The organism is Duganella sp. 1411 (assembly GCF_017833525.1).
Classification (GTDB): Bacteria; Pseudomonadota; Gammaproteobacteria; order Burkholderiales; family Burkholderiaceae_D; genus Rugamonas.
This window is the reverse complement of sequence record NZ_JAFICD010000010.1, coordinates 187,986-211,519: the sequence shown is the minus strand read 5'-3', so window position 1 is coordinate 211,519 and position 23,534 is coordinate 187,986. Positions and strand designations below refer to the sequence as shown.

At 63.7% G+C, this 23,534-nt stretch carries 16 protein-coding genes; 10 read left to right on the top strand and 6 right to left on the bottom strand.

The genetic code is table 11. The features are described from left to right. Position 1: 1 nt before the first annotated feature. Together JOD97_RS31325 and JOD97_RS31320 are read left to right on the top strand one after the other, a co-directional pair. Entirely contained in the window at positions 2 to 1,630 is a 1,629-nt protein-coding gene (locus tag JOD97_RS31325; protein ID WP_209726718.1) for a DHA2 family efflux MFS transporter permease subunit, read from the top strand. Positions 1,631 to 1,672: 42 nt separating this feature from the next. Then, a complete protein-coding gene (locus tag JOD97_RS31320; protein ID WP_209726717.1) occupies positions 1,673 to 3,127 on the top strand; it encodes an efflux transporter outer membrane subunit in 1,455 nt (484 codons plus the stop codon). A gap of 155 nt (positions 3,128 to 3,282) precedes the next feature. Here the strand turns inward: JOD97_RS31320 and JOD97_RS31315 are convergent, their stop codons facing one another. Then, positions 3,283 to 4,218 carry a LysR family transcriptional regulator gene (locus tag JOD97_RS31315; protein WP_209726716.1) on the bottom strand — a complete coding sequence of 312 codons (936 nt, stop codon included), beginning with the start codon at positions 4,216 to 4,218 and terminating at the stop codon, positions 3,283 to 3,285. Between the two features lie 98 nt (positions 4,219 to 4,316). On the opposite strand from JOD97_RS31315, the gene JOD97_RS31310 reads away from it, so the two are divergent. Further along, positions 4,317 to 4,919, top strand: a complete 603-nt coding sequence (locus JOD97_RS31310) for a short chain dehydrogenase (RefSeq protein WP_373999983.1) — start codon at positions 4,317 to 4,319, stop codon at positions 4,917 to 4,919. 10 nt (positions 4,920 to 4,929) lie between these two features. After that, positions 4,930 to 5,529 carry a short chain dehydrogenase gene (locus JOD97_RS31305; RefSeq protein WP_209726714.1) on the top strand — a complete coding sequence of 200 codons (600 nt, stop codon included), beginning with the start codon at positions 4,930 to 4,932 and terminating at the stop codon, positions 5,527 to 5,529. Positions 5,530 to 6,167: 638 nt separating this feature from the next. Here JOD97_RS31305 and JOD97_RS31300 read toward each other — a convergent pair. Then, a complete protein-coding gene (locus JOD97_RS31300; RefSeq protein ID WP_209726713.1) occupies positions 6,168 to 8,501 on the bottom strand; it encodes an RHS repeat domain-containing protein in 2,334 nt (777 codons plus the stop codon). Beyond that, entirely contained in the window at positions 8,501 to 10,921 is a 2,421-nt protein-coding gene (locus JOD97_RS31295) for an RHS repeat domain-containing protein (protein WP_209726712.1), read from the bottom strand. Before JOD97_RS31295 ends, JOD97_RS31300 begins: the two co-directional genes overlap by 1 nt. Positions 10,922 to 11,184: 263 nt before the next feature. Between JOD97_RS31295 and JOD97_RS31290 the strand changes: the two genes are divergently transcribed. The 5 genes from JOD97_RS31290 to JOD97_RS31270 all read left to right on the top strand — a co-directional run bounded on the left by JOD97_RS31290 (position 11,185) and on the right by JOD97_RS31270 (position 17,821). Then, complete coding sequence (locus JOD97_RS31290; RefSeq protein ID WP_209726711.1) at positions 11,185 to 12,900, top strand: serine hydrolase; 1,716 nt, start codon at positions 11,185 to 11,187, stop codon at positions 12,898 to 12,900. Positions 12,901 to 12,951: 51 nt separating this feature from the next. Continuing rightward, on the top strand, positions 12,952 to 14,652 hold the full coding sequence (locus tag JOD97_RS31285) for a hypothetical protein (protein WP_209726710.1): 1,701 nt from the start codon (positions 12,952 to 12,954) through the stop codon (positions 14,650 to 14,652). A 173-nt stretch (positions 14,653 to 14,825) separates the two neighbouring features. Further along, on the top strand, positions 14,826 to 15,545 hold the full coding sequence (locus JOD97_RS31280; protein ID WP_209726709.1) for a hypothetical protein: 720 nt from the start codon (positions 14,826 to 14,828) through the stop codon (positions 15,543 to 15,545). A gap of 151 nt (positions 15,546 to 15,696) precedes the next feature. After that, positions 15,697 to 16,407, top strand: coding sequence for a BON domain-containing protein (locus JOD97_RS31275; protein WP_209726708.1), 711 nt, complete (start codon positions 15,697 to 15,699; stop codon positions 16,405 to 16,407). Positions 16,408 to 16,519: 112 nt separating this feature from the next. Beyond that, positions 16,520 to 17,821 carry an MFS transporter gene (locus JOD97_RS31270; protein WP_209726707.1) on the top strand — a complete coding sequence of 434 codons (1,302 nt, stop codon included), beginning with the start codon at positions 16,520 to 16,522 and terminating at the stop codon, positions 17,819 to 17,821. Positions 17,822 to 18,018: 197 nt separating this feature from the next. On the opposite strand, the gene JOD97_RS31265 is transcribed toward JOD97_RS31270, so the two are convergent. The 3 genes from JOD97_RS31265 to JOD97_RS33325 form a co-directional block, all read right to left on the bottom strand. Further along, positions 18,019 to 20,130, bottom strand: coding sequence for a S9 family peptidase (locus tag JOD97_RS31265; RefSeq protein ID WP_209726706.1), 2,112 nt, complete (start codon positions 20,128 to 20,130; stop codon positions 18,019 to 18,021). Positions 20,131 to 20,214: 84 nt separating this feature from the next. Then, positions 20,215 to 20,994, bottom strand: a complete 780-nt coding sequence (locus JOD97_RS31260; protein ID WP_209726705.1) for an ABC transporter substrate-binding protein — start codon at positions 20,992 to 20,994, stop codon at positions 20,215 to 20,217. 55 nt (positions 20,995 to 21,049) lie between these two features. Continuing rightward, a complete protein-coding gene (locus JOD97_RS33325; RefSeq protein ID WP_209726704.1) occupies positions 21,050 to 21,829 on the bottom strand; it encodes an MGMT family protein in 780 nt (259 codons plus the stop codon). A gap of 151 nt (positions 21,830 to 21,980) precedes the next feature. Here JOD97_RS33325 and JOD97_RS31250 point away from each other — a divergent pair, with 151 nt between their 5' ends. Further along, positions 21,981 to 23,528: an MBOAT family protein gene (locus tag JOD97_RS31250; RefSeq protein WP_209726703.1), complete on the top strand. Its 1,548-nt coding sequence runs from the start codon at positions 21,981 to 21,983 to the stop codon at positions 23,526 to 23,528. Positions 23,529 to 23,534 lie beyond the last annotated feature (6 nt).

Sequence of the window (23,534 nt, the reverse complement as noted above, 5' to 3'; positions counted from 1 at the left end):
CATGGCCAGCACCACGATCGATACGCCGGGCGGCAAGCCGCTCGGCGCGGCACCGCCGCAAGCGCCCATCATGCCGGCCGAGAAGGTCTCCGGCCGCACCTGGATGGCCGTCGCCGCCGGCATGCTGGGCGCCTTCATGGCGGTGCTCGACATCCAGATCACCAACTCGTCGCTCAAGGACATCCTCGGCACGCTGTCGGCCACGCAGGAGGAGGGTTCGTGGATCGCCACCGCCTACCTGGTGGCCGAGATCATCATCATCCCGATGACCGGCCTGCTGACGCGCGTATTCGGCATGCGCAATTACATGATGGGCACCACCGCGCTGTTCCTGGGCTTTTCCACCTTGTGCGGCTTCGCCTGGAACCTGCCAAGCATGATCGTGTTCCGCATGCTGCAGGGCTTCACCGGCGGCGCGCTGATCCCGATGGCGATGACCTTGGTGATGACCAAGCTGCCGCCGTCGAAACGCGCCACCGGCATGGCCATCTTCGGCCTGACCGCGACGCTGGCGCCGTCGATGGGACCGACCTTCGGCGGCTATCTGAGCGAGATCTATGGCTGGCCGTCGATCTTCTACATCAACTGGGTGCCGGGCCTGCTGCTGATCGGCGGTATCGCGCTCGGCCTCGACAAGGAAAAGACGCAAGCGTCGCTGCTGCTCAACGCCGACTGGCTGGGCATCGCCTTCATGGCGCTCGGCTTGGGCAGCCTGACGATTTTCCTGGAAGAGGGCAACAGCAAGGACTGGTTCGATTCGGCCTTCATCATCACCTTCGCGGCGATGGCGATCGTCGGCCTGCTTGGCTGGGTGGTCAACAGCGCGCTGCGCCCGCAGCCGTTCGTCAACCTGGGCCTGTACGGCCAGCGCAATTTCTTCGCCGCGACCGCGCTGTCGATGGCGATGGGGATGGGTTTGTACGGTTCGTCGTTCCTGCTGCCGCTGTACCTGGGCCAGATCGCCGGGTATTCGCCGATGCAGATCGGCGAGGTGATCATGTGGTCCGGTTTGCCGCAGCTGTTCATCATGCCGTTCGTCGCCAAGCTGTCGTCCAAGATCGACAACCGCATCCTGTGCAGTTTCGGGCTGCTGCTGTTCGGCGGCTCGTGCATGATGAACGCCTACATGGACGCCACCACCGGCTACGACCAGCTGCTGCTGTCGCAGATCGTACGCGCGTTCGGCCAGCCTTTCGTGATGCTGACGTTGTCGAATTTCGCCATGAACGGCATTCAGCCGAAGGACATGCCGTCGGCTTCGAGCCTGATCAACATGACGCGCAACCTGGGCGGCTCGATCGGCATCGCGCTGCTGGCGACGGCCTTGACGACGCGCGAGCATTTCCATTCGCAGCGCCTCGGCGAGTCGGTGAGCAACTTCGCGTTGGCCACGCAGGACCGGTTGGCGTCGATGACGCAATCGTTCATCGGCCAGGGCATGGACCCCAGCGCGGCGGCCGACACGGCGCTCAAGGCGATCGACGGCATCGTGCGGCGCGAGGCCTACGTGATGGCCTACAACGACGGCTTCTTCCTGGTGGGCATGGTGCTGTTCGCGTGCATCGGCGTGCTGTGGTTCTCGGATAAAGTCAAAGCCCCCTCGGGTGGCGGCGGCGGTGGCGCGCATTAAAGCTCAAGCGCGCCGACACTAACTAATTTGTGAGGTAACACCATGTTCAATACAGCTTTGAAGCGCCTGACGCTCGCTGTCTCCGTCACGCTCGCCGTCAGTGGTTGCGCCACCGTCGGCAGCGATTTCACCGCGCCGAAGAACGTCGCCGACACGTCGTTCCGCCATCTGCCGCAGGCCGGCGCCAGCGAGGCGCATCTGCCGGCGCAGTGGTGGACGGTGTTCAACGACACGACCCTGAACAACCTGGAGCAGACCGCGCTGCGCGACAATCCGAGTGTGAAGGCGGCCGCGCAGCGCCTGGTGCAGGCGCTCGAGCAGGCCGGCGTGAGCCGCGCCAGCCAGCAGCCGTCGCTGAGCGTGAACACGTCGGTGGCCAATTCGCGCACCTCGGCGGAGACGTCGCAGGGGCTGGCGCTGGGCGGACGTTCGATCAAGGGTAACAACTACACGGTTGGCGCGTCGATGTCGTACGAGCTCGATCTGCTGGGCCGCGTGCGCCGCCTGGTGGAGGCGTCCGACGCGCAGGCGCTGGTGGCCGAGGCGGACCGCGACGGCGTGCTGTTGATATTGTCGTCGCAACTGGCGACGACCTACTGGCAACTGCGCGGCCTCGACGCCGAGATCGCGATCCTCAAGGGCGCGCTCGATACCCGCCGCGAAAGCGAGGAGCTGGTGACGGCGCGCTTCGACGCCGGCCTGTCGAACGAGTTGGACGTGTCGCGCGCGCGCATCGAGTACGCCAACGCCAAGGCCGATCTGCAGGAAGTGCAGCGTCAACGCAATTTGCTCGAGCACAGTTTGGCGACACTGGTGGGCGCCTCGCCGTCGGCGATGCTGACGGCAGCCAACGCCAATCCCGCCGTGCTGCCGCAGCCGCCGGCGATCCCGGTGGGCCTGCCGGCCAGCCTGCTGGCGCAGCGTCCGGATTTGGCGGGCAGCGTGGCGAACCTGCGCGCGGCCAACGCGCAGATCGGCGTGGCGGAAGGCGCGTTCTACCCGTCGGTGACGTTGACCGGCAACTTCGGTTACGCGTCGGAGAACCTGCGCAAGCTGGGCGAGGGGAGTTCGCGCCAGTTCAGCGCCGGTCCGTTGGCGTTGTCGCTGCCGATCTTCGACGGTGGCCGCAACAAGGCCAATCTGGCCATCGCCAAGGCGCGTTATGAGGAGGCCATCGCCAATCACGAGACCAAGCTGCTGACGGCTTTGCGCGAAGTGGAAGACGCGCTGTCGGATGTGCAGCAGCGCCAGTTGCAGGGCGAGGCGCAGTCGGCATCGCAGGTGGCGGCGGCGCGCGGATATCTGGTGGCGCGTGCGCGCTATGAGCGCGGGGTGTCGACTTATCTGGATGTGACGGACGCGCAGCGCAGCGCGCTGACGGCCGACCGGGCGGCGGTGCAGATCAATACGCAGCGCCTGTTGGCGGCGGTATCGGTGGCGCGCGCGCTGGGTGCTGGATGGCAGCCGTCGGAGCGGCTGGCGGCGGTGGCCAATTAAGTTTTTACGGTTACGCGATGAGGCCAGCGGCACCGCGCCGCTGGCCCTGAGCGTTCGAGGATTACGGAGACACGTAGGGCGGATTAGCGGGAACCGCGTAATCCGCCATCGATGAGCCGCCGACGGCGCATGCATGGCGGATTACGGCGTTCCGCCTAATCCGCCCTACGTGTTTCCCGGGATTTTTTTGGGTCGGTGGCCGGGCTCCACGCCGGCCCGAAGCGCTCGACGATGAAGTCGACGAAAGTGGTCAGCTTCGGCGTGGCCTGGCGGTCGCGCGGATAGACCAAATTCATCGGCCGCGCCGTTGGCATATAGTCGCACAGCACCTGCACCAGCCGCCCGGCCGCGATATCCTGCGCGAGCAGCACCTCCGCCTGCATCACCAAGCCAAAATCCTGCAGCGCGGCCATGCGCAACGCCTGGCCGTTATTGGCGCGGAAGCGGCTGGCGTCGATGTTGCGGTTGCCCGTCTGCCCCTGCAGGCGCCAGCGCATGTTGAGCGACCACGCCATGAAATCGAGGCACTCGTGCCGCGCCAGATCATCCGGCGTCTGCGGCGTGCCATGCTTCTCCAGATACGCCGGGCTGGCGCAGATGGCCATCGCATAATCGAACAGCGGCCGCGCCACCATCGTCGAATCCTCCAGCCGGCCGATGCGGATCGCGGCGTCGAAGCCTTCCTCCACCAGATCGACCGTGCGGTCGCTCAAACTCAGATCCAGACTCACCTCGGGATGCAGGCGCAGGTAGTCGGTCATCGCCGGCGCGATCCATTCGGTGCCGAAGGAGACCGGCGCGGTGATCTTGAGGCGTCCGCGCGGCACGCTGCGCATCGCCTCGGCACCCGTTTCGGCGGCCGCGATCTGCGCCAGGATGACCCGGCACCGGTCGACGTACTGCGCGCCGATCTCGGTCAGGCTCTGGCGGCGCGTGGTGCGCGTAAGCAGGCGCGCGCCCAGCGTGGCCTCCAACTGCGCGATGTGCTTGCCCACCATGACCGGGGAGATGTTGAACGCGCTGGCGGCGGCCGTGAAATTGCCGGCGTCGACCACCGCGACAAAAATTTCCATGCTGCGCAGTTTGTCCACGATTGCTAACTATGTGTTTGTAATGATCTTAATATTAGCTCATTTATTCACGACGTGATCGCCGCGATACTGGTTGCACTTAACCAGACAAGGAGTTGATCATGAAAGTAGTCGTTATCGGTGCCTCGGGCACAGTGGGCAAATCGGTGGTGGAGGAGCTGGGCAAGCGGCACGAGATCGTGACGGTGGGCGCCGGCAGTGGCCAGTACCGAGCCGATTTCACGGACATCGCGCAGGTGCGGGCGGCGTTCGAACAGATCGGCAAAGTCGACGCGGTGGTGGTGGCCGCCGGCTCGCTGCATTTCGCGCCGCTGGCGGAGTTCACGCCGGAGCAGTTTTACGTGGGCCTGAACAGCAAGTTGATGGGGCAGGTGAACGTGGCGCTGGTGGCGCGCGAGTATCTGAACGACGGCGGTTCGATCACGCTCACCAGCGGCATCGTGGCGGAGCAGCCGATCCGCAACGGCGCCAGCGCAACGATGGTCAACGCGGCGGTGGAGGGATTTGTGCGGGCGGCCGCGATCGAGCTGCCGCGCGGCCTGCGCATCAATGCCGTCAGCCCGACGGTGTTGGAGGAATCGATGGACAGCTACGGTCCGTTCTTCATCGGCTTCGAGCCGGTGGCGGGCAAGCGCGTGGCGCTGTCGTATGTGCGCAGCGTCGACGGCGCCCAGACCGGCCAAGTCTATCGCGCCTGGTGAAGGGGACGCTATGAAAGTGATCGTGATCGGTGCCACGGGCACCATCGGTTCCGCCGTCGTCGAGGAGTTGGGACAGCGCCATGAGATCGTCGGCGTCGGCACGCGCAGCGGGCGCTATCGGGCCGACATCGCCGACATCGCCCAGGTGCGGGCGATGTTCGCGCAGGTCGGCAAGGTCGACGCGGTGGTGGTGGCCGCCGGCGCGCTGCATGTGGGGCCGTTCGATGAGCTCACGCCGGAGCATTTCCACGTGGGCCTGGCCAGCAAGTTGATGGGGCAGGTGAACGTGGCGCTGGCGGCGCGGGATTATCTGAACGACGGCGGATCGATCACGCTCACCAGCGGCGTCGATACCGATCATCCGATACGCGGCGCGGTGGCGGCCAGCACGGCGAATGCGGCGGTGGTGGGGTTTGTGCGCGGCGCGGCGATCGAGCTGCCGCGCGGCCTGCGCATCAACGTCGTCAGTCCGACGGTGCTGGAGGAATCGATGCGGGTGTTCGGGCCTTTGTTCATCGGCTTCGAACCGATCGCAGGTAAGCGCGCGGCGCTGGCGTATGCGCGCAGCGTCGATGGCGCCCAGACGGGGCAGGTGTACCAAGCCTGGTAGTGGTCGTCAACCTTGCTCACTTGCCGTCAATTACTCGCAGGATGGCGCCGGTTTTTTTTGAAATATCGACCTCTGCCGCGCCTCTCCCACTTGCACCCTTGTCTGATGCCCGCGCGCAACCTTCGTGGATGGGAGGTTCCCTCCGGCCAGTACAGCGACCTTTTGAGTTGCTCTATCTGATCTCCTCCATTTGTCGTGGACGCAAGTCAAGTTAATTGCGCTTGTTTAAACAGTTGGCGTTTTTAGTGTCCCTATGGAACCAAGAGATGGCCGGATACCTCGCCGCCATTCAAAATGTAAAGCGTGTCACCCGACTCTAATCTCCTTTCTATTTTCACCTTTATCGCACGTGCACATTCACACGATGAATTGCCAAGTGTCAGCGTTGCCTTGTGATTGCGGGTCAGGCTAAGAAAGCCAGACTCATCTTCCTTTCGACAAATATATGCGTCTGGCACTTCTATGACATATCCAGTTTCATTCTTAATAATGGTGGAATTTTTCCCAATCCGTGAAGGGTCGCACCCTCCGGAACCGACTACTGAAATCCCCGTGCTTAGCGTGAAACCGGGGTCCGGGGCGCGATTGGGGGAACATCCTATAGTTAAAATTGGCAAAATAACAGTAAGCAAACGCATCTAATTTCCTTTCGATTTCTTTGTGCCAGGAAACACTATCCAGTTTCCAGGCTTGCCCAGGTTTGGCACGTGATTCCAATCAGAATTCTTGTCCTCGCTCAAAGGTGGATACGGCGAGCTCCCCCACCAAGTATCCCAGACTGGTTGATCCGGAGCGATCACTGTGTTGTGCCTTAAATTTGCCAATTGCTCGCCAATCGAATCGTTCCCTTCGCCAGTCCTGCAAGCATCCAGCTTCACTGGCTGTTTTGGCTTGCAACCTTTCGCCGTAATCGCTTTGTTCAACTGCGCGGCATTCATGCGGTTGACGGTTTTATTGCTGCCATGCGAGAAAATGATACAAGTCTCTGGATCGTCTTTAGCGGTCACAGCGGATGCATAACTTGAATCATTTTTGCTCAAGAATATAATTTTCGACAATCCGAGCGGGTCTGCGGCGTTTAGCGGATTTCCATCGACGTAACTATAAGTGTTGATGCCACCGTAGAGCCCTATTGGATCACTCTGCACATACCGTCCTGTTTGGGGATCATAGTCACGATAGGCGTTGTAGTGAAGATTGGTTTCCTTATCATAATATTGACCTGGAAAACGTGGGTTGTAAGAAAATCTACTCGGTCCTTGCGACATTTCGTTAGGCGACGATGCTCCAAACGGATCAGTCAGGTCCCACCGCCAAACGATATGATTGTCTGCCGAGTGAGTTATGAGGCGGGGGGTGTTTAGTTGGTCATTGTGAATGTAATATACGCCGGAACTCGCGGGTCCGCTTGCGGCCGCGCTTTTTAATATAGTGATCGAAATATTTCCAAGATATATGGTTTCCTCAATGAGTGTTCCGTCATACTGGCCTATTAATTGGCCGAGCTCGTCGTAGACGAAGTGCGTTGTTTCGTCGAAGGAGTTGGCGGATGAGCCAATCTTGACTATCTTTAATACCCGCTGATCCAGCCCATTATGCAGGTATGTGCCGGTGACCGAACCAGATCGCACTGACTGCAACCGGCCTCGCGCATTGTAGAAATAGTTGATCGCTCCGTCGCTGGCGAGGTTGCCCGCCGCATCATAAATGTTGAGTTTGCTTGCCACAGGACCGGTCGTCTTTTGCAATTGATTGCTGGTCGGACTGATCGTATTGGTGAAGGTCTGCCCGCCATAGGCCAACTGTATGCGATTGCCGCTGGCGTCGTATTGATAGCGCGCGGAGGTGCCGTTGCCGCTAAAGCTGGTCAGCCGATCCAGATCATCATAGCCATAGCTTTGATTGAGGTTCGCCGCCAAATCCCCAGGCTGGCCGCTGCCGACATGTTCGGTTTTGGTGATGCGCCCGGCGGCATCGTAGGTGATGGTTCGAATGACGCCGCCGTTAAGAATATTGCCAAACGGGAGGCGCGTGATGCGGCCTTGCAAATCGAACTCGCGGAAATAGCGGTTCGGTACCGCCGCCGTACTATTTCCCCATGTCCAGGACTGCACCGCGCCCGAAGGGTGGTATTGAATTTCGCTCACCAACACAACGGGCGTCGTGGCGCCGGCCTTGAGCAACGACATGCCCGATGCGCGTCCGTCAACGCCATATTCGATGGCGACGTGGTTGCCGCTGGGGTAGGCGATGTCGACCACTTTCCCGTTGGCGGGGCCGCTCGCGCCATAAGTGTAGCCAACGGCGAAATTCCTCTGCCCGGCGCCGCTGCCGATTGAGACGTTTTTGCTGACCAGGCGTCCGGCATTGTCATAGATATAGCTGGTCTGCCCCGATTCGTCGGTCATCTTGCTCAGGTGGCCGATGGCGCCGGCCGATCCCGCGTCATATTCAAAGATGCTCGGGGTGCCGCTGGCGTAGGCGATGCGGGTGATCCGGCCCAGGGCGTCGTGGTCGATGGTTGTCTGCTGCCCGCGCGCGTCTTTCGACGACGCGAGGTCGCCCGCCGCGTCGAAGGTTCTGGTCGTGACGCCGGAATCCGGACTGGCCAGCGCCGTCTGATTGCCCAAGCCGTCGACCGTGTACTGGGTCACCAGATTGCGCGGATCCGTCACGCGGTTGAGCTGGTCTTGCGCATCGTAACCATAGGCGATCACCGGTTGCGGCGCCCCCGCCATTGGCGATGGGAGCACCTGCTGGACCAGGCGATTCGAGCTGTCGTAGCGCTGGACCGTGACGCGGCCCAGCGGATCGACGATGCGGGTGACGTTGCCGTTCGCGTCGTACTCGTAGCGGGTGGTGGACGACCGCGGCGTTTGCGCAAGCGCGCTGCCGCAAAGTGCTGCCAGCCCGAAAACCACCGCGGCAAGCAGAATGAGCCTGGAAAGCGTGAAATGGGCGAGTGGTTCCATCACAGTTCTCCTTCCGTCACAGCCTGGACACGGTTCAGGGCGTCATAAATTCGCACGATTTGGCGCGCCGGTTTTCCCGTGGCGTCGAGGACTTCTTCTCGCACGCGGTTGCCCATCGGATCGAGCGAGTAGCGCACCGTGTTTCCCAGGCCGTCCGTGATGCCGGTTAGCCGATGCGCATCGTCGTAGTGGTATGCGATGTGGGAAGAATCGGGCAGGTCGACCCCGGTCAGTTGCCCAACCAGGTCGTAGTAATATCCGGTTGTCTGCTCGCCCACGCCGGAGGCGCTGACCACGCGGCGAGTCAGGTGCTGCCTGGCGTCGTAGGACAGTTCGACCAACTGGCCGTTGGGCTCGTTGATCCTGGTCGCCAGCCCGGAAAAGGTGTATTCGAGGAACTCGCGAATTTGCCCGGTGGGGCCGGTGATTTTTGCCAGGTCGCCACGGGTGTGGCCGGATGTCGTCTCGCTGTAATACTCATAGCGCGTGGTGTCGCCGCCGCTTCCCGCCCGTCCCGATAACGTGCTCGACAACATCTGGCCGAAACGATTGTATGAGTAGGTGCTTACCCGTCGAGCGCCCGTCTTGACCGCATCGAAGCCCGCCGCGCCATTCACATCGGTGGTCGCGCTTTCGATTTTTTTGCAAAGGACGGCGATCGGTTCACCATCGGGCAACGTCCCGCCGTCGCCGCAGGACGCGATACCGCCGTCGGCGTCCGGCTGCCCATTGTAGATATAGTGGGTGATCTTCAGCGGCTCGGCCACCGTTACTGGCGTCGCCCAATCGGGATGCCATTTGCTGCTGACCTTGCGCTGACCCGCGCCCGGTGCGCCGCCCGCCGCCGGGCATGCGGCCGCAGCTGGAATGCCGTCGATATGGCTGCTTTCCAACTGGCGCGCGGCGTCGTAGGTAAAGCACGTTTTGACGTTGTTAAAGTCGGATCGGCTTTGCAACAGGCCTTTGGCGGTGTAGGTATAGGCGCTTGCGGCGGGTCCGCAGCCGGCCCCGCCGGGTTGGCTGAACGATGTGACGCGCAGCTGATTGGCGACGGGCGCCAGTGATAGCGATCGCGCGCCGCCCATGGGATCGATGACGACCCGGCTGGTGTCGTTGGGATACGAAAAATCATAGCGTTGGGCGCCGCCGGCGTGCTCGGAGCGGGTTACGCGGCCTTCGGCGTCGTAGGCGTAGGTTGCGAAGCGGACGTTGTTTTCGTCGCTGATCCCCGTCAGATAGAACCAGTCCGGCCAGCCTTCGCCGTAGTGGTATTGCCTGATCCCTTGGGATACGCCGTCGGCGTCGTTGATCTGGACGCTGCTGATGCGCTGCATGCCGCCCACCTTGACGCCGTCCTCGTTTTTCAGCTGATCATATTGATAGATCACGGAAAATTCCGGCGACGATATCGACGCGATGGCGGAATCATCCTGCCATGCCACCGTGAGCGTGCGGCCGAATGAATCGCTGATTGTGCTCAGCTTTCCATCGCCATCATAGGAGAAGTGGTTTCCACTCCCGTCTTTGTTGATCACGCTAACGAGCCGGTACCTGGAATTTATTTTTTTATAGTGCTCAAGCTTGCCCGAGGCGCTTTTATACGCCCACTCATCGTACAGCGGCGTAAGGGGATAGAGCGTGTCCGCCGTGGCCATATCCGCCACGTAGGTCGCCCCGATTTTATTGAACTTAATCGAACTGCCATCGCCGCGCGTGATCGTTATTCCGGACGGCGAAGCTCCCGCCACCGCGTCCGTAGCCGAAAATTGCCGCTCAAATGAGAACGACCAGAGTGAACCAGCCGTCGGGGCGTCGACGGGATCGCGGGTATAACGATACGTGCGGCCGATTTCAAGTGTGCCCCATTGATTTGCGCCGATATCGTGCTCTTGCTGTATTTTCGTCCCGGTCACCAATATCACGGGATTACCCATGGTAAATCCTGGATTGCTGGCGGAGCACTCGATTGGCGCGGGTGGCGGGACGGCGGGAATCGCGCGTTCCGCATGTCGAATAATTTTTACGCAAACTCCTGGAAACCGGGCCACATAGCCGGCGCTGCACGCTAGATGGGTAGACGAGTAGCCGATGATTTGGTGTGCATATGCGGTGCTGGGTCTAATCGGTTTAAGCCTGCAGTGGTAGCCGGTGCCAGAGCCGCCCATCGGGTCCATCCCGACGATTCCGCTCCAGCCGCGAAAGGCGGTATTGCTGCACGCGCTCATCGGACTCGGCGCGTATAGCAGCTTATAGCCTGCAACCGGTTCATTTAAATAACTCCACCCAATAGTTCCTTCGGCGGCCATGGAGGGTGTTGGCAACGCAATGGACAAGATAAATATTTCGCGGATTAAATTAAGAGTTGTGACCTCCATCGTAACGCGGGGCATTGTTTTAAAGATTTTGTTTATTTTTAGCATGTTGCTTCCTTTAAACTACGGTCGGCCAGCCATGTTGTTGACTGGATCGTTTGCATCTCCAATCTCAGACGCACGCATAGTCTAAATTTCAATAAATATTCCACATTGATTAATAATTAGTCATCTTATTTAAAGAAAAATTGTCTGATTATTATCAATCTTGAAAGTCTGGGCCCTGGGGTTCATGTTGTGACAATCAGTGAGATTTGGGCCATTCCAAAGCGCGTATGCTGCGGCTTCACCAATGACAGTGAGAAATCGCCGTGCTCAAAACTCTGGTTCGTCTGCTGGTTCTTTGCGCGCCGCTCTACGCGCTTGCCGCTTCGGCGCCCTTGGGCATGCAAAGCCCGCCCGATGCCATCGCGCGCGCCTTGCTGGGCGGCCGTCCGGGCGCCATCGCGGTCGGGCTGTGGCGCGACGATAAGGCGGCTTACGCGGAGTTGCGGCGCCCCGCTGCGGGCGCGGCGGTCGCCAGCGAACCGGAAGGCGATTCCCAGCTGTTTGAAATAGGCTCGATCACCAAGGTGTTCACTGGCTTGTTGCTGGCGCAGGCGGTCGAACGCGGCGATTTCGCGCTGGACGATACGCTGGGCAAGCTGCTGCCGCCGTTGTTGCCGGCGCCGCAGGCGCTCAAGCTGTCGCCGGAAGTGGCCGCGATCACCTTGCGCCAGCTGGTCACGCATACCTCATGCCTGCCGCGCATGCCCGCCAATTTCCCCGATCTGAACGCGGCCAATCCTTACCCCGGCTACAGCCGCGCGATGATGCTGGCCGAGCTGTCCGCGCTCAAGCCGCAGCGCGCGCCGTGCGCGGTCGAGTACAGCAATTTCGGTTTCGCGGTGCTCGGCGAATTGCTGTCGCTGCGCTACGGCCAGCCGTGGGAGACGCTGGCCGTCGAGCGCATCATCAAACCACTGGGCATGTCCAACACCTTTCAACATTTGCCGAAGCGGATAGCGGAGCGGGTGCGCGTGGCGCCACCGTTCAGCGGCGACGCGCCGGCGTCGCCGTGGGACTTCGACGCGTTCGCCGGCGCCGGCAGCCTGCGCTCGACCGCGCCCGATATGCTGGCGTTCGGCCGCGCGCTGATGGCGGGGCGCGGCGGTCCGCTGGGCGCCGCCGCCGAGCGGGCGCTGCAGCCGCTGGCGCCCATGAACGGCGGGCAGATCGGCTACGCGTTGATGATGCGCGGCCCGGCGGAGCGGCGCACCTATTTCCATAGCGGCGGCACCGGCGGCTATCGCTCGCAGCTGCTGCTGATGCCGGACGTGGGGCAGGCGGCGATCGTCATGGTCAGCAACGCCGAGGCGAACGCCGACGCCTTCGGCGCCGACGTGCTGGCCGCGCGCTACACGATCAACGACACCAGCATCGCGCTGGATGCGGCCGCGCTGCCGGAGTACGCCGGCGTGTTCCGGGCCGATGCGAAGATCGCCTTCACCTTCGTGGTCCAGGACGGAAAGCTGTACGGCCGCCTGACGGGGCAGGGCTTTACGGCGCTGACGCCGGCCGCGCCCGACGTTTTCACGCTACCCCAATACGGCGCCGAGTTCACGTTCGGCCGCGAGAATGGAAAAGTGGCGACGATGACGCTGCGCCAGCACGGCGGCCAGATACCCGCGCGGCGGACGGCCGAGCCGGCGCCGGCGCTCGCCTTCGACCAGGCCATCACGGCGGAACGCTATGCCGGGCATTACCTGTCGAACGGCGAGGGCGCGCCCAAACTCGATTTCGACGTGCGCGCCGAGGGCGGACAACTGTCGGCGCGGTTGGATCAGCAACCGCTGTTGCCGGTGTTTCCGGTGCCGGGCAAGGCCGACCGCTTCGCCTGGGATGTGGTGGCGGCCGAGCTGCAGTTCGAGCGTAACGCGGCCGGCGCCGTGACGGCGCTGGCGCTGCATCAGGACGGCCGGACGATCCGCGCCACGCGCGCGGCAAACGCGCCGGCCGCCGCCAACACCGGCGCGCCGGCCAAGTAGCGCGGGCTGAGGGTGGATTACAATGTGACCCTCACTCCACCCGAGGTTCGAATGAAAAAAATCCTGCTCCCATTGGCGTTGACGCTCGCTTGCGCCGCCGCCTACGCCGCGCCGGCCGACCTGGCCGACTTGAACAAAATGAGCAAGCGGTACGCGCCGATCGCGCTGACCGCCGACACCGCCAAACTCTCCGCCGGCGACAAGAAGGCCATCGCCAAACTGATCGAGGCGGCCAAGATCATCGACGTGCTGCAGCTGCGCCAGCGCTGGGCCGGCAACGAGGCGCTGTGGGCCGCGCTGAAGAAGGACAAGAGCCCGCTGGGCCAGGCCCGCCTGGGCTACTTCTGGCTCAACAAGGGGCCGTGGTCGATCCTGGACGATCACGAGTCGTTCCTGCCGGCCGAGATCGACGGCATCAAGATCCCCGCCAAGAAGCCCGAGGGCGGCAACTTCTATCCGGCCGACGCCAGCAAGGCGCAGCTGGAAACCTGGATGAACGCCCTGCCGGCCATCGACAAGGAGCAGGCGCAGTGGTTCTTCACGGCGATCCGCCGCAACGCCGACGGCCAGTTCACCACCGTCAAATACTCCGACGAATACAAGGCCGAACTGCAGCAGGCCGCCGCGCTGCTCAAGCAGGCCGCCGCCGCCACCGACAACGCGTCGCTGAAGAAATTCCTCGAGCTGCGCGCCGACGCCTTCCTGAGCAACGACTACCTCGCTTCCGATTTCGCCTGGATGGACCTGGACGCGCCGGTCGACGTCACCATCGGCCCGTACGAAACCTATAACGACGAGCTGTTCGGCTACAAGGCCGCGTTCGAGGCCTACGTCAACATCCGCGACCAGAAGGAGACGCAAAAGCTCGACTTCTTCGCCAAGCACATGCAGGAGCTGGAGGACAACCTGCCGCTCGACGCGCAGTACCGCAATCCCAAGGTCGGCGCCATCGCGCCGATGGTGGTGGTCAACCAGGTCTACGGCGCCGGTGACGGCAACATGGGGGTGCAGACGGCCGCCTACAACCTGCCCAACGACGAGCGCATCATCAGCCAGCGCGGCTCCAAGCGCGTGATGCTCAAGAACGTGCAGCAGGCCAAGTTCAAGTCGACGTTGACGCCGATCTCCAAGCTGGTGCTTAAGCCGGCGGACCAGAAGGATGTCGACTTCGACTCGTTCTTTACCCACATCCTCGCGCATGAAATCACGCACGGCCTGGGGCCGCACATCACCAAGGCCGACGGCAAGGAATCGACGCCGCGCCAGGACCTGAAGGACACCTATTCGACCATCGAGGAGGCCAAGGCCGACATCACCGGCCTGTACGCGCTGGCCTACATGATGGACAAGGGCCAGCTGGCCGGCACGCTGGGGCTGGGCGAGGCGGCCGAGCGCAAGCTGTATACGACGTTCCTGGCGTCGGCCTTCCGCACGCTGCACTTCGGCCTGACCGACTCGCACGCGCGCGGCATGGCGATCCAGGTCAATTATCTGCTCGACAAGGGCGGTTTCGTGTCGCACGGCGACGGCACGTTCGCGGTGGACTTCAAGAAGATCAAGGCCGCCGTGACCGACCTGGACCGCGAATTCCTCACCATCGAGGCCACCGGCGACTACGCGCGCGCCAAGGACATGATGACCAAGTATGTCGTCATCCGTCCCGACGTCCAAAAAGCGTTGGATAAAATGAAAGCCGTCCCCAACGATATCCGGCCGGAATTCAAGACGGCCAATAGCCTGCTGGCCAAGTAAGCACTCACCTCACCCGACGGGGGCCGCCCGGCCCCCGTGTCCGCACGTCCCGCCTCCCTCTTTCCAAACCGATAATTACATTCTGCCTACGTAGAAAAATACTGTGGTAATTCATGCCTTGAGGCAATAAAAGTTTCCGTGCCGTGATAAAGTTGACGCAAGGAAACCTAATCATGATCAAGCGCATACTTGCCTCCCTGCTGATACTGTCTTCCAGCCTGGCCTCCGCCGCCGGCCTGACCGACATGGAAACCCGCTGGCTCACCGCCGGTTCGGCCGTGCTGACCTACGCCAAGAAAGAACTCAAGCTGCCGATCGACATCATCGTCCAGCCCACCGGCAAGCCGACCGACGTGCCGCTGGCGCTGGGTTTTCAGGACGGACGCTGCAAGTTGGTGCTGACGATGCGCAACGGCAGCAACCCCGAGGAGATCCTGGCGTCCGTGCCCGAGGCGCAACGGACGCTGATGATCGAGGCGATGGTGGCCCATGAGATCGGCCACTGCTGGCGTTACGCGCAGGGCGTGTGGCACGCGCTGCCGGCCGGCTTCGAGGAAAACGCCGGCGAGGCCGCGCACGATCACGCCCAACTGCAGGAGTTGGAGGAAACCCGCCGCGAGGAGGGCTTCGCCGACCTGTCCGCCCTGGCCTGGGTCCAGCAGCGCCATCCCGAGCAGTACGCCGCCGTGGCCGACTGGATGCGCAAGGTGCGCGCACCGTCGGCGGCCAGCGCCGGCGCCTCCCACAGCACCATGCCATGGCTGCAACTGGCGCAGAGCGGCGCGGTTTTCGACACCGGGCTGCCATTGTTCGAACAGGCCGGCAGCGTGTGGCGCCAGGGCTTGATGGCCACCGGCGAGCAGGCTGGGTCGCAACGGCTGGCAGGACGCTGATCAATCCGCAACACTAGCGACCGCGTAGCCACGCGGGCGCCATCCATAGACCATAAGTAGCGATTCACCAACTCTGTTCGTTTCCGCACAGAGGTTTCTCTGCAGCGGGCGTTTAATGTGTCCACCAACCACCACAACAAAGGGACACATCATGAACAAGCTTCTCTTCCTGATCCTGGCCGGTGCCGCCAGCGCCAGTTTCGCCGCCACCCCAGCCCACGACACGGTGGCCTACAAGGCGGCGACCGACAAGGCCGCCAACGATTACAAGTCCGCCAAGGCCGCTTGTGACGCGCAGACCGGCAACGCCAAGGATATTTGTCAGGAACAGGCCAAGGTCGCCCGCGCGACGGCCGAGGCCAACGCCACGATGCAGTACAAGAACGATAAGAAATCGATCGAGAAGGCCCGCATCGACGTGGCCGACGCCCAGTACGACCTGGCCAAGGAAAAATGCGACGCGCTCGACGGCAACGCCAAGGATAGCTGCCTGAGCACCGCCAAGTCGCAGAAGGTCGCCGCCGTCAACGCCGCCAAGGCCGGCAAGGATGCCGCCGACGTCGCCCAGACCGGCATCGATTGCAGCGCCATGACCGGCACCGACAAGGCCTCGTGCGAAGCGCGCTCGAAAACCGAGCTGGCCAAGGATGCCGTCGCCGACACCGTGATCACCACCAAGGTCAAAACCGAACTGATGGCCGAGCCGGCGCTCAAATCGCTGGACGTTAAAGTGGAAACCAACAATGGCGCCGTGGTGCTGAGCGGTTTCGTGCCGTCGCAGGCCGAGGCCGACAAAGCGGTTGATGTCGCCCGCAACGTCAAAGGCGTCACCGATGTGAAGAACTCGCTGCGCATCAAGTAAGCAGCCGTCACGCTGATAGGGGCCGCCCGCCGGCCCCTTTCTTTCGCTTGCATTGATGATGATCGTAATTTAAAATGGCCATCCGCACGTCGTCGTCATCGCAAGGAGCCCCATGTTCGCACTATCCCTGTCCAACTGGCTGCGGCGGCGCGGCCTGCATTATTCGTGGGTGATCGTCGCCGTCACCTTCCTGACCGGGCTGACGTCGTCGGCCGCGCTGGGGTTGCCGGGCGCGCTGCTGCAGCCGCTGTCGAGGGAGTTCGGCTGGGACGTCGGACAGATCTCGTCGGCGCTGGCGGTGCGTTTCGTGCTGTTCGGGCTGATGGGACCGTTTGCCGCCATCCTGATGGAGCGCTTCGGCTTGCGCCAGGTGGTGGTCACGGCGCTGGCGCTGGTGGGCGCCGGCATGGCGCTGGCCACGCGGATGACGCAGTTCTGGCACCTGGTGCTGTTCTGGGGCATCATGCTCGGCGTCGGCTCCGGCATGACCGCGCTGGTGCTCAGCGCCGTCGTCTCCAACCGCTGGTTCGACAGCCGCCGCGGCCTGGTGGTCGGCTTGCTCACGGCCAGTTCGGCCACCGGCCAGCTGATCTTCCTGCCGGTCGGCGCCTGGTTGATCGAGCACTTCGGCTGGCGCATGGCCGTCATTCCCGTGTTCGCCGCCTGCGCGCTGGTCGCCGTGCTGGTGCTGCTGCTGATGCGCAACCGGCCCAACGAGCTCGGCCTGGTTCCGTACGGCGCCGCACCCGGCACGGCAGTCGCGCCGCCGGCGCCGCCGATGCGCGTCACTTTCGCCACGCCGTTCAAGGTGCTCGCCGGCGTCGCCGGCAACCGCGTGTTCTGGATACTGTTCGGCAGCTTCTTCATCTGCGGCCTCAGCACCAACGGCCTGATCCAGACGCATTTCATCTCGCTGTGCGGCGACGCCGGCCTGGCCGCCGTGCCGGCCGCGTCGGTGCTGGCGATGATGGGCGCGTTCGACCTGGTCGGCACGATCGGCTCGGGCTGGCTGTCGGACCGCTACGACAACCGCAAGCTGCTGTTTATGTATTACGGGCTGCGCGGGCTGTCGTTGTTCTGGCTGCCGTATTCGGAGTTCACGTTCTACGGCTTATCGCTGTTCGCCATGTTTTACGGCCTGGACTGGATCGCCACGGTGCCGCCGACGGTGCGGCTGGTGGCGTCGACCTTTGGCAAGGAGCAGGCCGGCATGGTGTTCGGCTGGGTGTTCGCCGGCCACCAGCTGGGCGCGGCGGTGGCGGCGTGGGGGGCGGGGCGCGTGCGCACCTTGATGCTGACGTATAACCCGGCGCTGTTCGCGGCCGGCGCGGCGTGCCTGGTCGCGGCCGGGATTATTTTGTTGATACGGCGGCCGGCGGTGGCGGTGGTGGCGGATGTCAAAGCGGCGGCGTGATACGGTGTTGGCGTAGCCCGGTAAGACCATGGCCACGAAATGCCGATCACACGAGGAGATACGTAGGGCGGATTAGCGCAGCGTAATCCGCCAAGCGCCGTCGACGGCTCATGGCGGATTACGGCGTTCCGCCTAATCCGCCCTACGTGTCACCGTGGTCGGCGCAGGCAAGGGTGGGCCCGGTACCACGAAACGCCTCACTTCAGATACTTCGCCAGCCAGCCGTGCACCTCGCTGTAGAAATACCGGCTGTTATCCCCCTTCAAGATCCAATGGTTCTCATCCGGGAACACCAGCAGCTTGCTGGGCACGTTCAAGCGCTGCTGCGTGGCGAAATTCATCAAGGCGTTGTTGGCCGGCACGCGGTAATCGAGCTCGCCCACCGAGATCAAAATCGGCGTTTTAAAACCCGTTCCCTTTTCATGGTTCCCGGCCTGCATCACCGGACTTTGCTCGCGCCACACCGGCAAATTGCCCCACACCGGCCCGCCGCTGTTGACCTCGCGCCCGAAGATGCTGTCGCTGGTGCCCCATTGCATCACCAGATCCATCTCGCCTGCGTGCGACACGATCGCCTTGTAGCGCGTGGTGGTCGCCTGCAGCCAGTTGGCCAGGTGGCCGCCGTAGCTGGCACCGCCGGCCGCCAGCTTGCCGCCGTCGACAAAACCATACCTGCGCACCGCCTCGTCGACCGCCTCGTTGACCTCGTCGCCCGGGCCCTTGAGCGGATCGCCCTGGATCGCGCGCGCGAATGCCTCGCCGTAGCCGGTCGAGCCCTTGTAGTCGGTCAGCAGCACCACGTAGCCCGGTTGGGCCAGCAGGTGGTAGTTCCAGCGCAGCACGAACTGGTCGCGCCACATATTGGCCGCGCCGCCGTGGATCACGGCGAACAGCGGATATTTTTTCGCCGGGTCGAAGCCGGCCGGCTTGACGATCATGTTGTGGATCATGCGACCGTCGCTGGCCTTGAACCAGAAGTGTTCCGGCGCCTGCCAGTCGATCGCGGCGGCGCGCTCGGTGTTGAACGAAGTCAGCCGCTTGGGCGCGCCGTTGCCGAAGGCGTACACCTCCGGCGGGTTGATGGCCGATTCCCACACGCCCACCACCGCCTTGCCGCCGGCGTTGAGCGCGCCGATGGCGCCGGTCGGCGGCGATGCTTCGGCGCGCACTTCGCCGCCCGCGTAGTCGATCGAATGCAGCTGCTCGAGGCCGGCGTGCTCGAAGCTGAACACCACGCGCCGCGCGCCGTCCGGCAAGGCGAAGCGCGAGATCGAGCGGTCCAGCGACGCCGTCAGGACGGTCGGCTTGGCGTCGACCATCGGCCAGGCGAAGCTGGCCAGGCGGCTGACGTCGTAGACCTGGCCCGGCTCCTCCGCCTCCGTCAGGCTGAACAAGGTTTTGCCGTCCTTGCTGAACTTGAGCGCGTGGTAGCTGCGCTTGTCTTGGGTCAGTTGCGCCGCCTCGCCGCCGGCGGCCGGCACCGAGAAAATCTGCGTGTAGCCGGACGCGCGCGCGGCCTCGTCGCGGTTGATCGAGGCCGAGAACACCACGGCCTTGCCGTCCTGCGACCAGATCGCGTCGAGCGTCTGGCCCTCGTCGCCCTGGCCGCCGCCAAAGCCCGGCAGCGCCGCCAGCCGGGTGCCCGACAGCAAATCGCGCGGCTTGGCGTCGACCGCCGCCGCCATCACGAACAGGCGCACCTGCTTGTCGTCGAGCCACTTGTCGAAGAAGCGCGGCGGGAAGCTCTCGTACGCCCGGGCCGTGTATTTGCGGTCCTTGCGTTCCTTGGCGACCTTTTTGATGTCTTCCTCGCCGGCCGTGCCGGGGAAGATATCGCTGACGAACAACAGCTGCTTGCCGTCCGGGCTGAACTTCGGCTGGCGCGCGCCCAAGGTCAGCGTGGTCAGGCGCTGCGCCTCGCCGCCGCCGGCCACGTCGATGCGGTACAGCTGGCCGGCGTCGTCGCCGTCGCGCTTGGCCACGAACACCAGCTGGCGGCTGTCGGGCGACCAGTTGACGGCGCTTTCGCCGCCCTTGCTGAAGGTCAGGCGGCGCGCCGGCGTGTCGTCGGTCAGCGACTTGATCCACAGGTCCGACCATTGTTCCTTGCTGTCGTAGGCCGGGTCGGTGACGCTGAACACGGCCCACTTGCCGTCCGGGCTGGGCGTCGGTGCGCCGATCCGTTTCATCAGCCACACGTCCTCGTGGGTGATCGCGTGTTTGGTGGCGGCGATGTCGGCCGCGAGGGCGTGGCCGCCGAGCGCGGCGCAAAGGAGGAGGGCGGTAATGGTGAGGCGCGGCATGGTCATGGCGGGGTCGCTAAAAAGACGAAACGACGATATTGGCCAAAACTGCGGTTGCTGTCAATCAAGTTTCCATGCGCGGCGGAAGGCTCAATCCCACTTCTTCAGCAGCCGCGCCAGCTCGCCGGTTCTTTCCATCTGCTCCACGGCGCGCCGCACGCGCGCCACCACCGCCGGGTCGACGTGGGTGCCCAGGGCCATGTAGGTCTCGGTCTGGTACATCACCTGCGGCAAAATTTTCACCTTGCCGCCATATCCCGAGCGTTGGATGAAACTTCTCAGCCCCGGTCCCCGATGCAGGAAAAACCGGCCACGGCGCGCCACCAGCTTTTGCAGATTGTTGAGCGGATCGGCGGCGCTGGCGCTGAAGCGCAGGCCGCCGATGCGCTCGAGCGCCTCGGTGGTGCCGAAGCCGCGGTTGGTCAGGATGACGCCGTCCGCGCCCAGCCGGCGCACGTCGTCCCAGGTGTGGACGACGACGGCGTCGTCGGCGCGCGCGAGCAGCTGGAAGCGCAGCGGCAACAGCGGCTGGTCGATATAGGTATATTGCAGTTCGCGCTCGGGCGTGCGCTGGATCGCGCACAGCGCGTCGTGCTGATGGTTGGCCACTTCCGAATGGGCGCGCACCAGCGGCAGCCACTGCTGGTCGCCGATGAAGACCAGGCCCGGATCGATGCGTTCGATGGTGCGGAAAATATCGATGCACACACCGACGATGCGGCCGTCGCCGGCATCGATGAATTTGGGATCGGTGCCGGCCTGCGCCGCCACCCGCAGCGAGACCACCGGCCCGGTCGCCGCCGGCGCCGGGGCGGCCGCCAGCAGCAGCCAGCAGGCTAGCAGCGGGGCGTGAAATCGTCTTGGCAGCATGGTTTATTCGGCTCGATCGTGTGCATTTTATTTTGTTTCACTGTTACTTATATACTTAACTTTTGGAAAGTATAACAGTGCGCTCGCTGCCGACCGTCATGCAGGCGCCGCCACCCGGCTCGCCCCGCCACAGGAAGGTGTCGAGGTCGACGGCGGCGCTCGCCGCCGGCACGCCTTCCGCCGCCAGCCTGCGCGCCTGGTCGGGGACGGTCGCGAGCAAGTGGCCGCGCGCGCTGACGATGCGGTGCGACGGCAGGTCGGCGCCCAGGCTGCGCTTGATGTAGCCGGGAATCGCCCGCACAAAACTGTGGTCGGCGCCGATCGCCATGGCGACATCGGCGTAGCGCACCACCTTCCCGCGCGGTATCGTCGGTATGAAATCGAGAAATTTCTGGTAGGGCGATTCCGGCAGGGCGGGGTGGCGGCCGGGGATCAGATCGAGCACCTCGCCGCGGCGCAGCCGGCCGCCGCGGACGACCACGCCAAGGACGCCGCGCCGGCCGATCATGCCGGCCAGGTCGGCCACCAGCGGCAGCAGTTGCTTGCACGGCTCGCAGTACATCGTCAGGCGGATCTCGAGGCCGCCGGCGCCGACGAGCGCGGCGCCGGGCTTGACGTGCTCCGGCGCGGCGGTCGAGATGACGAGGTTTTCGCGCAACGCGCCGGCGGGCAGGGCCAGCGCCTCCAGCTCCGAGGCGACGGTCACCAGCATCTGTCGCGGGCTGAGCCGGTGCGCGTTGAGGTCGCCGTCGACGCCGAGGCCGGCCACCAGCGTCAGCGCGTCGGCGGCCTGCATGGGCTCGCCGCGACCGGTTTTGAGGTATAGCTGTTCCACCTTGGCGTTCATGGGGCGAAGTATAGCCGCGAATCGGCGGCGCGGAAGTTGGTGTTCTTTTTGATAGACAATTAGATAATTTCGTCTTAGCATGGCCGGACCGCGCGCGCCGCGTCGTGTACGCCTCTCCCTCCAGCCATGCCGGACCGATATGCTCTTCAATTCGTTCAGCTTCATCCTGCTGTTTCTGCCGATCACAGCGCTGGGATACTTCACGCTGGCGCGCCGCAGCCAGACCATGGCGGCCGCCTGGCTGGCGTCGGCCTCGCTGTTTTTCTACGGCTGGTGGAGCGTGGAATATATTCCGTTGCTGCTGGCCTCGATCGGCTTTAACTATATGGTGGGCCGGCGCATCGGCCACGGCCTCGGCACCGCCAAAACGCGCTGGCTGGCGCTGGCCGTCGCCGCCAACTTGCTGCTGCTGGCTTATTTCAAATACGCCGACTTTTTCATCTCCGGCGTCAATGCCGTCGGCGGCACGCACTGGCCGCTGTGGCATGTGGTGCTGCCGATCGGCATCTCGTTCTACACCTTCACGCAGATCGCTTTTCTGGTCGACACCTACCAGGGCAAGGTGCAGGAATACCGCTTCCTGCACTACCTGCTGTTCATCACCTATTTCCCGCACCTGATCGCCGGGCCGGTGCTGCACCACGCCGAGATGATGCCGCAGTTCGAACGCCGGGACAGCTATCGCCTGTCGGCCGCCAACGTCGCGATCGGCCTGAGCATCTTCGCCATCGGCCTGGCCAAGAAGGTGCTGATCGCCGACAACCTGTCGCCGCACGCGAACTTCTTCTTCAACCAGTCCGACCCGCAAGGCTTGCTGGTGGCGTGGGGCGGCGTGCTGGCGTACGCCTTCCAGCTGTATTTCGATTTTTCCGGCTACTCGGACATGGCGATCGGCATCTCGCGCATCTTCGGCATCCGCCTGCCGCTCAATTTCGATTCGCCGTACAAGTCGGTCAACATCATCGACTTCTGGCGCCGCTGGCACATGACGCTGTCGCGCTTCCTGCGCGACTACCTGTACATCCCGCTGGGCGGCGGCCGGCGCGGCCCGGTGCGGCGCTACCTGAACCTGATGTTGACCATGCTGCTGGGCGGCTTGTGGCACGGCGCCGGCTGGAACTTCGCCGTGTGGGGCCTGCTGCACGGCGGCTATCTGATGGTCAACCACGCGTGGGCCGCGCTGGCCGCGCGCTGGCGGCTGCCCACGGCGTCGCTGCCGTGGCGGCTGGCCAGCATGGCGCTGACCTTCGCCGCCGTTTGCTACGCGTGGGTGTTTTTCCGCGCCACCGATTTTTCGCGCGCGGTGACGATCGTCGGCGCGCTGTGCGGCCATGGCGGCGTGGCGCTGCCGGAATCGCTGGCCGCGCCGCTGCACGCGCTGCGGCCGTTGATGGACCGGCTGGGCGTGAGCTTTTACGTCGGCGGCGGCACGCGCTTCGTGCAGACCTGGTCGTGGGTGCTGGTGGCGGCGGCGATCTGCTTCCTGCTGCCGAACACGCAGCAAATCATGCGGCGTTACGAGCCCGCGCTGGACCACCATCCGGCGGCGGGCGGGTATCCGGCCTGGCCGGCGTTGCCGCTGGCGTGGCTGCCCAACCGGCGCTGGGCGCTGGTCGTCAGTGTGCTGATGCTGGCCTGCCTGCTGGCGCTGGGACGTCCCGCCGAGTTTTTGTATTTTCAATTTTAGGAAGCG

What these genes read in the sequence shown, in the direction of transcription:
- JOD97_RS31325 (WP_209726718.1), top strand. Translation starts at nt 2, where the DNA reads ATGGCCAGCACCACGATCGATACGCCGGGCGGCAAGCCGCTCGGCGCG.
- JOD97_RS31320 (WP_209726717.1), top strand. Translation starts at nt 1,673, where the DNA reads ATGTTCAATACAGCTTTGAAGCGCCTGACGCTCGCTGTCTCCGTCACG.
- JOD97_RS31305 (WP_209726714.1), top strand. Translation starts at nt 4,930, where the DNA reads ATGAAAGTGATCGTGATCGGTGCCACGGGCACCATCGGTTCCGCCGTC.
- JOD97_RS31300 (WP_209726713.1), bottom strand. Translation starts at nt 8,501, where the DNA reads ATGGAACCACTCGCCCATTTCACGCTTTCCAGGCTCATTCTGCTTGCC.
- JOD97_RS31295 (WP_209726712.1), bottom strand. Translation starts at nt 10,921, where the DNA reads ATGCTAAAAATAAACAAAATCTTTAAAACAATGCCCCGCGTTACGATG.
- JOD97_RS31285 (WP_209726710.1), top strand. Translation starts at nt 12,952, where the DNA reads ATGAAAAAAATCCTGCTCCCATTGGCGTTGACGCTCGCTTGCGCCGCC.
- JOD97_RS31280 (WP_209726709.1), top strand. Translation starts at nt 14,826, where the DNA reads ATGATCAAGCGCATACTTGCCTCCCTGCTGATACTGTCTTCCAGCCTG.
- JOD97_RS31275 (WP_209726708.1), top strand. Translation starts at nt 15,697, where the DNA reads ATGAACAAGCTTCTCTTCCTGATCCTGGCCGGTGCCGCCAGCGCCAGT.
- JOD97_RS31270 (WP_209726707.1), top strand. Translation starts at nt 16,520, where the DNA reads ATGTTCGCACTATCCCTGTCCAACTGGCTGCGGCGGCGCGGCCTGCAT.
- JOD97_RS31265 (WP_209726706.1), bottom strand. Translation starts at nt 20,130, where the DNA reads ATGACCATGCCGCGCCTCACCATTACCGCCCTCCTCCTTTGCGCCGCG.
- JOD97_RS31260 (WP_209726705.1), bottom strand. Translation starts at nt 20,994, where the DNA reads ATGCTGCCAAGACGATTTCACGCCCCGCTGCTAGCCTGCTGGCTGCTG.
- JOD97_RS31250 (WP_209726703.1), top strand. Translation starts at nt 21,981, where the DNA reads ATGCTCTTCAATTCGTTCAGCTTCATCCTGCTGTTTCTGCCGATCACA.